Source organism: Hallerella porci (genome assembly GCF_003148885.1).
Lineage (GTDB): Bacteria > Fibrobacterota > Fibrobacteria > Fibrobacterales > Fibrobacteraceae > Hallerella > Hallerella porci.
On the sequence record NZ_QGHD01000019.1, the window covers coordinates 1 to 13856 of the forward strand.

The 13856-nt window shown below is 41.2% G+C and carries 10 protein-coding genes, 2 tRNA genes and 1 pseudogene; 11 read left to right on the forward strand and 2 right to left on the reverse strand.

The features are described 5' to 3' along the window. Positions 1 to 657: pseudogene (locus tag B0H50_RS08965) on the forward strand (hypothetical protein); the annotation flags it as partial. A gap of 37 nt (positions 658 to 694) precedes the next feature. After that, positions 695 to 1240, forward strand: coding sequence for a hypothetical protein (locus B0H50_RS08970; RefSeq protein ID WP_146193721.1), 546 nt, complete (start codon positions 695 to 697; stop codon positions 1238 to 1240). A 41-nt stretch (positions 1241 to 1281) separates the two neighbouring features. On the opposite strand, the gene B0H50_RS08975 is transcribed toward B0H50_RS08970, so the two are convergent. Further along, the gene (locus B0H50_RS08975) at positions 1282 to 2181 is read right to left on the reverse strand and encodes a TerC family protein (protein WP_106199023.1); all 900 of its coding nucleotides are present in this window, start codon (positions 2179 to 2181) and stop codon (positions 1282 to 1284) included. Positions 2182 to 2603: 422 nt separating this feature from the next. On the opposite strand from B0H50_RS08975, the gene B0H50_RS08980 reads away from it, so the two are divergent. The 6 genes from B0H50_RS08980 (at position 2604) to B0H50_RS09005 (ending at position 10713) form a co-directional block, all read left to right on the forward strand. Next, on the forward strand, positions 2604 to 3794 hold the full coding sequence (locus B0H50_RS08980) for a hypothetical protein (protein WP_106199024.1): 1191 nt from the start codon (positions 2604 to 2606) through the stop codon (positions 3792 to 3794). Positions 3795 to 3803: 9 nt separating this feature from the next. After that, positions 3804 to 4358: a condensin complex protein MksE gene (locus B0H50_RS08985; protein WP_199191895.1), complete on the forward strand. Its 555-nt coding sequence runs from the start codon at positions 3804 to 3806 to the stop codon at positions 4356 to 4358. Further along, a complete protein-coding gene (locus B0H50_RS08990) occupies positions 4342 to 8016 on the forward strand; it encodes an ATP-binding protein (RefSeq protein WP_158275898.1) in 3675 nt (1224 codons plus the stop codon). The genes B0H50_RS08985 and B0H50_RS08990 overlap by 17 nt, the downstream gene beginning before the upstream one ends. A gap of 104 nt (positions 8017 to 8120) precedes the next feature. After that, the gene (locus tag B0H50_RS08995; RefSeq protein ID WP_146193722.1) at positions 8121 to 8897 is read left to right on the forward strand and encodes a hypothetical protein; all 777 of its coding nucleotides are present in this window, start codon (positions 8121 to 8123) and stop codon (positions 8895 to 8897) included. 44 nt (positions 8898 to 8941) lie between these two features. Beyond that, positions 8942 to 9730: a class I SAM-dependent methyltransferase gene (locus B0H50_RS09000; protein ID WP_106199027.1), complete on the forward strand. Its 789-nt coding sequence runs from the start codon at positions 8942 to 8944 to the stop codon at positions 9728 to 9730. Next, positions 9727 to 10713, forward strand: a complete 987-nt coding sequence (locus B0H50_RS09005) for a lysylphosphatidylglycerol synthase transmembrane domain-containing protein (RefSeq protein ID WP_106199028.1) — start codon at positions 9727 to 9729, stop codon at positions 10711 to 10713. The genes B0H50_RS09000 and B0H50_RS09005 overlap by 4 nt, the downstream gene beginning before the upstream one ends. Before the next feature lie 136 nt (positions 10714 to 10849). On the opposite strand, the gene B0H50_RS09010 is transcribed toward B0H50_RS09005, so the two are convergent. After that, on the reverse strand, positions 10850 to 13015 hold the full coding sequence (locus B0H50_RS09010) for a UvrD-helicase domain-containing protein (RefSeq protein WP_233244683.1): 2166 nt from the start codon (positions 13013 to 13015) through the stop codon (positions 10850 to 10852). 190 nt (positions 13016 to 13205) lie between these two features. On the opposite strand from B0H50_RS09010, the gene B0H50_RS09015 reads away from it, so the two are divergent. From B0H50_RS09015 to B0H50_RS09025, 3 genes are all read left to right on the forward strand, one after another. Further along, on the forward strand, positions 13206 to 13436 hold the full coding sequence (locus B0H50_RS09015; protein ID WP_106199029.1) for a hypothetical protein: 231 nt from the start codon (positions 13206 to 13208) through the stop codon (positions 13434 to 13436). After that, positions 13437 to 13511, forward strand: a tRNA-Val gene (locus tag B0H50_RS09020). Between the two features lie 5 nt (positions 13512 to 13516). Then, positions 13517 to 13592, forward strand: a tRNA-Asp gene (locus tag B0H50_RS09025). Positions 13593 to 13856: the final 264 nt, after the last annotated feature.

Genomic DNA, 13856 nt, shown 5'->3' on the forward strand with positions numbered 1-13856 from the left:
GGTAAAGCGATGAGTCTTGTGGGTGTAATGAGTCATCCGCTTGATTTATTGGACCAATTTAATTTATTTCAGTTTAACTTTTTTGCAAGCACAAACGCAAAAGCTGTTGACTTAGGTTTACCCAGCGGCACCAAGTGGGCGGACATGAATGTGGGGGCAAAATCACCTGCGCATTATGGGGATTACTTTGCTTGGGGTGAGATAAAGCCAAAAAAGACCTACACAAGTGAAAATAGTCTGACAGTCGAAAATGATAAATTCAATTTTGATATTGCAGGGAATGCAAAATATGACGCTGCAACAGCCAACTGGGGCAGCAAATGGAGAATGCCGACGCAAGCTCAAATGAAGGAATTGATAAATAAATGCACATGGACTTGGAAGAAAATAACCGATATGAATGGAGCGATTAGAGGCTATGGCTATAGAGTCACAGGCCCTAATGGAAATTCAATTTTTCTCCCAGCTGCGGGGCACCGTAGCGATTCTGACTTGAATTACGCGGGGAGTGGCGGGAACTACTGGAGTTCTACTCCTGGCGAGATCGACGGCAGCGGCTACTACGCCTGCAACTTGTACTTCGAATCGGACCGCCAGTATGTGGACTACACCGACCGCGAACTTGGCCGATCTGTTCGTCCCGTCTTAGTTGAATAGCGTAGCGCATCTAAAAATAATCAAAAAAGGTATCTTTATGACATTTTTGGAAGAAATCAAAACCCTTGTTAAATCAACTCCCATTGAAAATCGGTTGAATGGAGTTGTCGTCTATAAAATCAAAGATTTAATAGATAAAAATGTGGATATTCCAAAAGAACCTGGTGTCTATTTTGTAGGAAGGTCAACTCCTCAGCAAAAAATGACGCTTTGCAAAGCAAGCGATCTTGGCTATCAAAATGTAAAAGGTGGATGGTATGAAAATAAAGAGGCTGAACTTGAGCAGAAAAAAGAAAAATGCAAGTGTGTGGTTTATATTGGAAAAACTGATTGTAAGGGTGGCTTAAAAACACGAATTTCAGCTTATATGAGATTCATAAAAGAAATGAAGGAAAATAAGACTTCAAAGACTCGACATCGTGGAGGACGAATCATATCTTTGATTAAGGAAGTTTATGATTTAGATTTTTGTTGGATTTCTATTGCAGATCTAGGAGTCAAAGCGAAAACAATAGAATCGCTGCTTCTAGAAAAATATGGGAAAGAACCTGAGAATCTCCCATTAGCCAATAGGCAATATTAATTTTTTGTCCGCACCCCCTTCCTAATTCCTAACTCCTAATTTTATCGTTTCACCTGGCTTGCAATAACGCCTGCGACAAGCGATACGACAATCACCGCAAGGCTTACTGCGGTTGGAATATGAACAAAGTCTGCAATGAGCATCTTGATGCCCACAAAGGCAAGCACAAAAACAATCGCGTATTTGAGTTTGTCAAATTTTCCAAGCATGGCGGCAAGCGCAAAGTAAAGCGAACGCAGCCCAAGGATTGCCATGATGTTTGATGTAAAAACGATGAAAGGGTCAAGCGTTACGCCAAAAATTGCTGGAATGGAATCGACTGCAAAAAGAATGTCGGACAATTCGACGACGATTAGCGCAAGAAAAAGCGGCGTTGCAAATAACTTGTGGTTTTCACGAATAAAGAAATGATGTCCTTCGATTTTTGTCGTGAGTGGCAGAAAGCGCCGCGCGATTTTTACAATCTTGTTTTGACTTAAATCCTGTTCGTCTTCGTTTAAAAATAGCATCTTGAACGCGCTATATAACAAGAGCACTCCAAACACATATATGACCCAGCTGAAATGCTCAATCAGCACAGCGCCCATCAAAATAAACGCCCCGCGAAGAACAATCGCGCCTAAAATTCCCCAAAATAAAATCCGGTGCTGATAAACCGCTGGTATTTTAAAATAGGTAAAGATGGCCGCCATCACAAAGATGTTGTCAAGCGAAAGGGACTTTTCAATCACATAGCCGGTCAAGTATTCTAAAACGTGTTCGCTATCGCCATAGATAAAATAAATCGCAACGCTAAACGCAAGCGAAAGTAAAATCCAAATGCCAGTCCAAACGAGAGCTTCGCGAACGCCAATCACGTGATCTTTTTTGTGAAAAACGCCCAAATCAAGTGCCAAAAGAACAGCGACAAACGCAAGAAAAATAAGCCAGAATGTAAGCACTTCGCCTCGCTAAGTTTTTGGGGTTAGTTTACAAAAGGAATATACAAAAGCAGTCTTTGAAAGAACAAAGGAAACCGCAGCGAAAATCGCAGGAATGGTGTCACCCAGGGCGAAACCGGATGTGAAACGATGGGCGTGAGATCCAGAAGCGCCTTCCGTGCAATCCTGAAGTGTCACACGTGTCATCCTGACGAGCCTTCCGTGTCATCCTGAACGTAGTGAAGGAGCTAGCATTTTTATCCTTTTTCACCAAAACATCGCATTTTTATGAATTTTCATTTTTTTAGAATATATTTGCTTTAGAAAAATGATAAAATTGCAAAAATTGAAAAAATGAATATTGGAAATACATGCTTTTAAGCAGGACTTTGCGGAAAAATCAATTTGCGAAAACGGTAATTACTTTTATATTTTAACTTCCTATGTCGAATTTTCGTTCTATCGATGAATTGATTGGTGCGCTTTCGCGCGAAAAGCAACTTTTAAAGGAAATGTTTGCCAAACGAAAATTGCTTTCGTTTCGGATGGATTTTGCGGAACAACTTGTCGATTACAAAAAGGAACGCATTCATTACTTGGTCGATTACGGAGTCATTCGCGACAACGGAAATTTTTTAGAACTCGAAGATATTTATCTCAAATTTTTTGAAGAAGTTTTAGAAGTCAACGAAGAAATTAACGTTCAAAGTGTCAAAGCAAATATTGACCATTTAAAAGAAACGATTGAATATTATCTTCAAGAAAATAATGAAAATCAAAAGTATAATTATTTACGCGAAGTCCGTCGCAGTTTGAAAAATATCGCGCTCAACACCAAACGAAATGTAATCGACTTAAAGCGCAATGTTGATGACACTTATAAAAACGAGCCGAATTACAAAATCAAAAAATCAAAGCTCAAACATCTCGATGAAAAGCGCGACGGCATTAAACTCATGATTGTCGAAGCGGAAAAATTACTAGAAAAAGAAACTCTCTTTTTTACATCGGCGATGGATTTGAATATGCGCTTGGTCGTGGATGATTTGCAAGCGGACTTGAATGAATCGAGTCATAATTTGCTTGAAATCGAACGGCAAATTATCGATTATTTGAATTTGATTGATCATCAAAACTCGCTACTCAAAAAAATTCGCCTTATCAAATATTTTCGCGACCAGCAAGTTCTAGAAACGAATACCGATGTCAAAAATATTTTGCAAAAAACAAATGGCGTCTGGATGGAAAAATTGCCCGCGTATCGCATCAAACTTTCGCTAGAAAAATTGCGCGGCGACGAAGGCCTTGCCATTCTTCAAGAAGTTCGTCACAAAAATCATCTCAAGGGAACAGGAAAAGGAAAATGCGCCGAAGCTTTGACCGCTGAAGATTTGAATGTCGAAAGTTTTGTCCAACAGATGGTCGATCACGTCGAACTAAAAAATGCATTCGCTGCGCAAAGTAGCGATTTATTCCACTTTATTATGAATTATAAATTTCCGTTCGAAATCGATTTAGAAGGAAAGCTCGTTTTGTTTTGTCAGGTGGCGAGTGGCTTTTACGATGAACTTGAATTTTCGGACAAGTACGAACAAATGGCTGGCTTTGAATATCCTTTGATTTATGCGAAATAGTTGGGAGAAATGATGTTAAAATCGAGCAAAGAAATTTTTGAAATTTTGAGCAAAGGCGCTTTTATTTCGGTCAATAGTACAGACGAATTGAATCGCAAATATTACGATTTAATCGAAGACGATTTGGACGCTTATCGCGAATATTATGAAGGCGTCGGTTTTATTTTGGAAAGCGGAAACGGCTACTTTTATTTTTCGCGCACGGAACAGAAAGTTTCGATGGGTGAAAAACTTTCTCGCTTTTGTGATTGGATTGATCGCTTGGATTTTTTGAAAACTTTTAATTCTTCTTTTGAATCGGGATATGTTTTTACAAAATCAAAAATTTTGGAACGCATTTCTTGCGATTTAGAATTAAAAGAAAAAGCGCCGAAACTTTATAGCGATAAAAAATCTCACGAAGAAATTGTCGATAAGTTAATCGATGATTTATCGAAAATGGGATTTATCGAAGTTGAAAATGAAGTGGACGGAAGTTTTCGCGTGACTGCTGCGTTTCATTATCTCGAAGAAATGGTGAACTGCTTAAATGTGGTGGAGGGTGCCGATGCGTTACCTGAATAAAATTGTCTTTATCAACAGTGCGCATGTGCGTTATGCCGAAATAAACTTGAACGGAAATGTTCACCTGATTGGAACGCAAGGAGTTGGCAAAAGTACTTTGCTGCGTGCGCTCCTTTTCTTTTACAATGCGGACAAACAAAAACTCGGCATTCCGAAAGAAAAGAAATCGTTTGACGATTTTTATTTTGAAAAAGACAATTCCTACATCGTTTACGAAGTGGTGCGAGACGAATCCGCTTATTGTGTTTTGGTGAGCAAATCTTCGGGGCGTGCGAGTTTTCATTTTATCGATGCACCATATCATCGCGATTTTATCGTGAACGAAAATGGCGAAGTTCCCACGGAAACAAAAAATATTCGCGCTCGATTAAACGAAATTTATCATCGTCCGATTTACATGAGTTCAACAGTAGATCGCTACGAAACTTTCCGCGATATCATTTACGGCAACCATCAAAATGTGAAAAAGGAATTCTATAAATTTTCACTGGCCGAAAGTTCTCGCTATCAAAATATTCCGCGCAGCATTCAGAACGTTTTCTTGAATTCAAAACTCGATGCGGATTTTATCAAGGATACGATTATTCAATCGATGGATGGCGAAAGCGCTTTTATCGATTTACGATATTTTAGAAATCAAGTTTCGGAATTTGAACAAGAATATAGCGATATTGGGAAATGGTTTGAAAAAAATAAAAAGGGCGAATGCGTTGTGCGTATTGAAGCCGAGCGCGTTGTGAATGTTTACCATGCGTTATTGCTCTTGAAAAAAAATATTGAAACAAGCAGTAAGGAACTCAATTACGCTTATCGAATTACGAAGGAACAACTGCCGGCGATTTCTAGTGAAATTGAAAAACAGGAACAGGCGTTAAATACGACGATGCGTTTGTTGCGTGAAGAAAATGACAAGTTTATGCGCGAACGCGACGGCCTTAAAAAATCGCTCACATTGACCGATGAAAAGTTGAAAAATTGCCGCGAAAAAAGTGCTTATTATGTTTCGCAAAATATTGAAGAAGTTTTGAAGAAACAAGAACGCGAAAGCGTTTTAAAAATGGAAAAAGAAAATCAAGAAGAACGCAAACGATTGCTTACGCGAGAATTTGAAAGCGTTGCTGAAAAATACGAACGATTGATTCAACAGGTAAATGATAAACTCGGCGAATTTAAGCAAGTGCAACAGGCGCGCATTATCGAATCGGAATCGAAATTGAATGCAGAAAAGCAAAATCGATTTGCTGAATTTGAAAAATCAAAGAATGCGGCTTCTGTGCGATTTGATTCTGAAATTGAAACGGCAAATAATTTGAAACAGAATTTGCAAAACGAAAAAACGGACTACGAAAAATCGCTGATAGAATTGAAGTATTTTCATCCGTTTGAAAAAGAAATGCAATCTTGCAAAACGCAGATGGAAAATTTGCGCGCATCGGAAAATTCAGACAAATTAAAACAGGCGAATGCTGCTCGTGAACTTGCGAAAGTGCAGTCGCAGCGCGATGCCGAAATTGCAGACTGTAAATCGAATTTTGAAAAGGAAAATCATAAGCTTGCAAGTGTTCGTGAAAAAATTGCTTTGGCACTTGAAAAACTCGACAATCTTTTAGAAAAGCAAAAAGGTTCGCTTTACGAATGGCTTTCGACAAATAAAGTCGGCTGGGAAAATTCGATTGGAAAAATCATCGATGAAGAAACGGTTCTTTATCATAGCGGGCTTTCGCCCGAGTTAACAACGGAAGCGGGCGAGTCGCTGTTTGGTGTGAAACTGAATTTAGAAGAACTTCCGAATCGAATTCGCACTCCCGAAGATTTGCAAAACGAACATCGTGAGCTCGAAAAATCGCTTGCTGAAAATTCTAACGCAGTCCAATCTTTGCAGGACGATTTAGAAAAACGCATCGCGTCGGTGGATCGCAGCTACGGCACAAAAATCAAAGCGCTTCAAGAAGAAATTCGCAATTTAGAAATTGACTTGGTGCAGATTCCTTCTAAAATCAAACGCACAAGTAATGAACTGGAAAATTTCAAACGCAAAGATGCCGAAGAAATTGAAAAACGCCGAAATGAAATTCAGCAAAAAGTGACGGAAGTCTCGCAGAAAATTCTTGCGGCAGAAGAAAATATCGCACGTATCCGCGATGCCAAAAAACGGGAAATTTCAAAAATTGAAAAATCGTATCGCGATGACATTACCGCTTTTGAAAAGGCGACAAGCGATTTTAAAATTCAAGTGAAGGCTGAAATTTTAGACAAAGAAAATCGTGCAAAAGAAGAATGCGATGCAATTCAAAAGCAAAAAGAAAATGAACTCGAAAGTAAAAATGTTGATGTGAATGAATTGCGCAAATGCGAATCGGAAATTTTGCGCTTGACCGCAGAATTAAATGATATTGAATCGCATCGCGAACTCGTGACGCTTTATCGCCGCGATAAAGCAGAGCTTTTTGATCGCGAAGCAGAATTTAAAGAAGAAAAGCGCACGCTGGAATCTAAGTTGAATGATTTGCAAGGCAAATTTAATTCGCGTCGCGAAAAATTGAACGCTCAAAAATTCGAACAGGAAACTTCTTTAAACCAGTCAAACGAACGCAAAAAATCGATGGAAAATGATGTCTCGGAAACCGAGAAATTAGCGCTGTCTTCGCTGTGCCCTGAAAACATTAAGGACGCAGGCGAAACGCCTTGCACCAAAAATTGTTCCGAAGTCATTCGAGAATTGACCTCAGCTGTTATTGATTCTTTGAATCGTAAAAAAGATTTAGAAAAATCAATCAACAAATTCCGCGATAATTTTTCACCGCGTAATACATTTAAATTTCCGTCGGATTTGAATTCGGAATATTCTTACATCGCTTTTGCAGAAAACTTGAATGATTTTTTGCTGAACAATAAAATCAACGATTACCGCGAACGCACAAGCGGGCGCTACACCGAAATTCTCACGCGCATCGCGCGAGAAGTCGGTAACATGACCAAGCAAAAACAGGAAGTTGAAAAAATCGTAAGCGGCGTCAATCGCGATTTCAATGAAAAAAATTTTGCTGGCGTCATCAAGAGCATTGCGCTTCGCACCGAAGAAAGCAACGATAAATTGATGAGGCTTTTGGAATCGATTCAAACGTTCAATGCAGAAAATCAGTACAAGATGGGCGAAATCAATTTGTTTAGCGATGCCGGGACCGAAGAAGCGAATCGCAAAGCGGTGGAATTGCTGCTGCAATTTGTGCGCATTTTAAAAGACGAACCGAACCGCGATCAGCTCAAACTTTCGGATGCGTTCCGCTTGCAATTCCGCGTTCAAGAAAACGATAACGATACCGGTTGGATTGATAAAATTTCAAATGTCGGCTCCGAAGGCACGGACGTTTTGGTAAAAGCGATGGTGAACATCATGCTCATCAATGTTTTCAAAACGCAAATTTCCAGGAAGTTTGGCGACTTTAAATTGCATTGCATGATGGATGAAATCGGGCGACTTCACCCGACCAATGCGAACGGCATTTTGAAATTTGCAAACGCAAGAAACATTTATTTGGTAAATGGTTCGCCTACAACGCAGAGCGTTTCGGAATATCGCTACACGTATCTTTTGGAAAAAAATGCAAAGTCCGAAACCGTTGTGCGCCCGCTTATGACAAGGATTTCTGCGACATGAATGGCGAATTTAAAATCACCGAAGCTTTGCTTGAAAAAATAAAATTTCTTTTGTGCGGTGAAAAGCTAAACGCCAGCGAATGTAAAAATGAAATTTTTCAAGAAATGACTCGAGAAGGATTTCTTGTTCAAGTGAAAAATGGCCGCGGACTGATTTACTTTGCTCCCGATAAAAAAGCGATGCAGGAATTTTTAATTTCCAAAGACGACGCATTTCGAGGCTTAAATTTATCGAACGAAAAGAAAATTTTAAGAGCGGATTTGGCGCGCACTACCGGGAATTCTAAAATTCAAAAAGTGCGCAGCTGCATCGGCTTTCTCGTCAATTCTTACGAACCGATCAAAGCGACTTTAAACGCAAATTCTTTTGTCATCCATCCTGTCGAAGGAACATTTTTATTTATCGCCGATATTGAAAATTTTAAGTTGCCCGAAAACGTCGTTGTCGTAGGCGTAGAAAACATGGAAAATTTTCGTTATGTCGCACGACAAAAAATGATCTTTGAAGAATTGCGAAATTCCATGCGAAAAGAATTGAATCTCGAAAATATTCAACTTCTTTTTGTTTCGCGTTATCCGCAAACTCTCGATTTAATCAAATGGCTCACAAAAATTCCTAATCGCTACGTTCATTTCGGCGATTTAGACCTTGCTGGAATTCATATTTATCTGACCGAATTCTTCGCAAAAATTAAAGAGCGCGCGAGCTTTTTCATTCCGCAAGATGCTGAAATTCGCATTGCAAACGGAAGCCTTGAACGCTACGATAATCAAGTCAAACGCTTTGAAAAGATGGCTGTAAACGATAAACGCGTCGAAAGTCTTGTCGCTTTAATCAAGAAATATCACAAAGGCTACGATCAAGAAGGGTATATTGAGTAGGGAAGTTCTCGTTCAAAAAGCCGTTTTTTCTATTTTATCAAAGTATGTCAATTCAAGAACCTGATCAATCTGTTTGGGACCGTTTTTGGGCCCGGAAAAAAGACCTTTCCAAAGTTTATCCTGCGTCGCCGACGATTTTGAAGACGATTTATAAACATTTTCCGAATGTGCAGGGAATGAAAATTCTCGAAGTCGGTCCAGGCTCGGGCCGCGATAGCGCGGACTTGGCAAAGCACGGCGCCGATGTTTACGTTCTTGATTTCTCGGCAGAAAGTTTGAAAACGGTCGAAGCGCTCCGCATCCGTGAAAACTTAGAAGAAAATTTGCATTGTATCCGCGGGGACGCTTTTAAGTCGCCATTCCCGGACGGGACATTTGACTTGGTCTTTCATCAAGGATTAGCGGAACATTTCGTCAATCCGAATCCGCTGATTGCAGAAAATTTCCGCATTGTCAAACCGGGTGGTTATATCCTTTGCGATGTGCCGCAGACTTATCATTTATACACGGTCGTCAAGCACATTTTAATCGCGATGAAGAAATGGTTCGCCGGTTGGGAAACGCAATTTTCCATTAACGATTTGCGGAAACTTTTGAAAACCGCAGGCTTCAATTTGAAATACGAATACGGCGATTGGATGCGCCCGAATTTCATTTATCGCACACTCCGCGAAGCTTGTTTCAAAGTGAATGTGGAACTTCCGAAATATCCGTTCCAAGGTTCTGCTTATCAAAAAGCAAAAGATGCGTTCTTAGATGCCTTTGACCGCGTCCCGCTTGCGCGTTATACGCAGCTTTCGATTGGAATCCTCGCTCAAAAGCCGAAGGGATGAATAAATCTCTCAAATCATTTTTGATTTTTTGTCTCAAATTACTGGTGACTGCGGTTCCCTGTTATTTTGTGTACGATAAAATCGTGACGGCTCCCGGTTGGGATACCGGCGACATTTGGGATTTGTTTTCGGTGCATTCAATTGCGCCGCTCTTCATCGCACTTTTCTGCTTGGGACTTTCAAATTTCACAGGCTGCTTGCAGTGGAAATTGCTTTTAGAAAAACAGAATGTGCATCTCGGTTATTGGCATTTGGTGAAGCTTTATTTCGTCGGGCTTTTCTTCAATAATTTTATGCCCGGAAATGTCGGCGGCGATGTGAAGAAAGTTTACGACATCCGCATGCAAGGTTCGCAAAAAACCGTCGGCGGCGGATTAACGGCGACATTTTTTGATCGTCTTTTCGGACTTTTCTTTTTAAATATTCTAGCGCTTGCAGTGGGATTTCTCTTCTTTATCCGCGATCCAGAGCAGCGACTTTTTTTGCTGCCGTCGCTTTGGGTTTTTCTCGGATTTTGCACTCTTTTCGCAGGACTTTTCAGCAAACGCATCGGGCGCATTCTCGCTTGGTTTTCGGGGAAAATTTTTCCGATGTCCGTGCAAATTCGGATTTTACATTTCCAAGAACGCTTTCAACTTTTCCGCGATTGGAAACTTTGGTTTCATATTACAGCATTGTCCGCGGTAACGCAAAGCCTTCGCGTGGTGGTGCACTTTTTCTGCGGCATTGCGATTGGACTTTCGATCGATGTGTCGTGGTATTTTTTCTTCATTCCGATGGTCGCTGTCATCAGCGCTTTACCGATTTCAATCGGCGGTTTTGGTCCGCGCGAACTTTTGGCGCAATCGCTTTTTGAACGCATCGGCGTCCCCGGCCTTTCTGCGGTCATGGTGCAGCTTTTAGCGTATTTAGTGAGCATGCTTGTCAGTCTATTCGGCGCAGGATTTTTCCTCGCTGAAAAAAGAAAAACGACGGACAATTAATCATTCAATTAGTAAGGAAATGCAAGAGTTTAGAACTTAGATTTTAGAGCTTCGAGTTTGAAGTTTTCTCCGCTCAAAGTTCTCAGTTCTAAGTTCTCAAAAATTTGCAGCAAGCTTTATTATTTAACGATTCTGATTATTTCGTCACGCTCGTAATTTTCTCATAAACGAGAGGAACGAGTTCTGTTTTCGGATTAATCGGATGATCGGCAGCGAGAAGTTTTACATCAATCGGTTCAAAAATCGTCGATTTGACCGCAACTTTATCGGTGTTCTTTCTCGATTCCCAAGTTTCGCGTGAACCTTGAATGTGCACCGGCAAAATAATCGCATTCAATTCGGCAGCGAGACGGAAAGCGCCGCTTTTGAAAGGTTTAACGACGCCATCTTTGCTGCGCGTTCCTTCGGGGAAAACGAAAACGTGAACTGTTTCTTTGGAATTTTCGATGCGCTTTTTAATTTCGGCGCCGACCCGAGAATTTTGTCTGTCGATGAAAATGCAATGCAACGCTTTCATCCAAAAATTCAAAAACGGAATGTAAGTGAGTTCTTTCTTGGCGAAAAATCCAATCGTGCGACCGAGAGAAAGGAAGACAATCGGAATGTCAAAATAAGATTGATGATTGCCGACGACGAAAACGGGGCGGTTCCAATCGATGCGAGAAAGCGCGGACTGATTTTCGATGGTAATTTCGACGCGCAAAACGCGAAAGCAGAATTTTGTAAAACTTTGCACGCGCGATTCAACCCAAGCCGGAACAGATTTCCGCATAAACAGACTGCGAAAAAGAAACGGCGGCACTGCGCTAATCATATAAGCTAAAACCAGCAGCACCGAGCGGATTTTAAAAAGCGTAAGCGGCATAAAAGACTTCTCCTGAACCGGTTTATCGACGTAGCGCAAAAAACGGGACGGCTTAAATTTGGAAAGTTTTCCTTTCCAAAAACGCTTCTTACAATATAATAAAAAGAGCACTGCCTCTGCGCGGGTAACGCCCACGTAGAACAGACGTTTCTCTTCATCGAGTTGAAGCTTTTTTTGTTTTCGACTTCCTTCGGTTGCGCCCGGCGTGAGCTTTTCGGCGAGACCTGCGTAAAAGACGACAGTATATTGGAGGCCTTTGGAACCATGAACGGTTTCGATGTGAACTCCCGAAACTTCGGGCTCGTCGCCTTCTGCTTCGCGGAAAACGGGAATGCAAAAATCGGCCAATGCTTCTTCGTAATAAAGCCGCTGCCGATTATAGCGGACAAGAATGGCGAAGTTTTGAAATTCCAAATCATAGGCTTCGCGGAGCTCGCGAATTTTCGCCACGATGCGGAGCATTTCTGTTTGCGGGTCATCGCTCACCCAAATTTCGGGCGGGCGATTTTCTAAAAAAATCGGTTTCGGTGAATTATTTCCTGCGCGTAAAGTTTTGCGGAGAAGTAACGGCTTTTCTTGAAAAATATTATTCGCCAAATTTAAGACTTGCGGAACGGAGCGATAATTCCATTCCAATCGGAGTAATGTAGAATGCGGAAAATCTTTGCAAAAGCGGAAAACGTTTCCGATGTCTGCGCCGCGGAATCCGTAAATCGCTTGATCGTCATCGCCGACCGCAAAAAGATTTTGATTTTCGCCGAGAATTGCACGGACAAGTAAATATTGCGATGGATTGATGTCTTGATATTCATCGACGAGCACTTCTAAAAAACGCCCGCGGATTTCTTTTTGCACGCTAGCATTTTTTTGCAAAAGTTCTGTTGCGAGATAAATCAAATCTTCGAATACGATGTTTCCGGTTTGCAAAACGCCTTCGCGAATGCTTTTCAATTTTTGAGTTAATTTATGCGGAAGATTCGGGCTGAATAAATCATCGCGGGAAATCGCATTCGGAGAAATTTTCTTTTCGGCGAGAGCGCATGCGAAGCGTTCTTCTTCGGCGGTTCCCGGTTTGGGCGCCCGCAAAAATCCCGCAAATTCCCAGCCGAATTTTCCGTCAAATTTTTCGCGTAAAATCGAATAGGCGAGTGAATGAAATGTGCTCAGACGAATGTCTGCGTCCGGGAAAAGTTTTTGAACGCGTTCCCGCATTTCTTGCGCTGCTTTCGCCGTGAACGTGAGCGCTAAAATGGATTCGGGCTTTGCGCCTTGTAAAACGCGCCATTGAATTCTCCGCGTTAAAACCGAAGTCTTTCCCGAGCCCGCCGCTGCTAAAATAAGAAGCGGACCGTCTTTCGCATGGTCGTAAAGAACGGCTGCTTTTTGGTCGCTGTTGAGTCCTTTCAAAATTTCTGCTTTCATGTCTTCTGTTTGCATGATTTCTCCAGATTAAAGAATTTCAAAAAGGCTCCCATTTGTTTAAAGACGCTTGAAACGCAAAAAATTTCCGAAAAGTAAACGGAATTTTACAAGATTAAGCCGAATTTACAGAAAATGTGAAATTTTTAAAGAAATTTTGAAAAATTTTAGCCTTTCCCCTTGACAGCGCAAAAAGAACTTTATATATTTGGGCTACCCTAACGGTGATAACACTCAGCAAGGTGATGAAGAAATGAAAAAGAACATTCTTTTAGTCGCTCTCGGAACTTTGTTGGTAGTGATCGGATTCATCTGTCTCGCTCAAGGGCCTGCAGAAAACCCTGTATCACTGACGGTCGCACCGATCATTCTGGTGATTGCTTACTTGGTTGTGATTCCGCTCGGAATCCTCTGGGGTGGTAAAAGTCAGAAGAAATAGGGGCGATTAGCTCAGTTGGTTCAGAGCAGCTGCCTTACAAGCAGCGGGTCAGCGGTTCGAATCCGTTATCGCCCAGAAACGGGGTGGTAGCTCAATTTTGGTTAGAGCATCGGCCTGTCACGCCGAAGGTTGCGAGTTCAAGCCTCGTCCGTCCCGCTTAAAAAATCCTTTCTCTACGAGAAAGGATTTTTTTTTGTATTCCATTCACAGTTGATATTTCCCATGAATAATGAGAGCGTTTGCTCGTTCCGTGCGGATTCAAATTAACCGTTTTTAACTTTCGCATTTTGACCTGCATCTCAACTGTCCAATTTCCTGTTGCTTATTATCCATTTTTAATTGGCACTCATGCTTGCGGCTCGGTAATAAAAATAGAGAATTCGGCGCGCATCATTTAAACCTCTCATTCCTCATTTCTAA

Bases quoted from the DNA above. Each gene is read 5' to 3' on its own strand.
- B0H50_RS09005 (WP_106199028.1), top strand. From the start codon at position 9,727: ATGAATAAATCTCTCAAATCATTTTTGATTTTTTGTCTCAAATTACTG.
- B0H50_RS08990 (WP_158275898.1), top strand. From the start codon at position 4,342: ATGCGTTACCTGAATAAAATTGTCTTTATCAACAGTGCGCATGTGCGT.
- B0H50_RS08985 (WP_199191895.1), top strand. From the start codon at position 3,804: ATGATGTTAAAATCGAGCAAAGAAATTTTTGAAATTTTGAGCAAAGGC.
- B0H50_RS09000 (WP_106199027.1), top strand. From the start codon at position 8,942: ATGTCAATTCAAGAACCTGATCAATCTGTTTGGGACCGTTTTTGGGCC.
- B0H50_RS09010 (WP_233244683.1), bottom strand. From the start codon at position 13,015: ATGCAAACAGAAGACATGAAAGCAGAAATTTTGAAAGGACTCAACAGC.
- B0H50_RS08995 (WP_146193722.1), top strand. From the start codon at position 8,121: ATGACTCGAGAAGGATTTCTTGTTCAAGTGAAAAATGGCCGCGGACTG.
- B0H50_RS08980 (WP_106199024.1), top strand. From the start codon at position 2,604: ATGTCGAATTTTCGTTCTATCGATGAATTGATTGGTGCGCTTTCGCGC.
- B0H50_RS08970 (WP_146193721.1), top strand. From the start codon at position 695: ATGACATTTTTGGAAGAAATCAAAACCCTTGTTAAATCAACTCCCATT.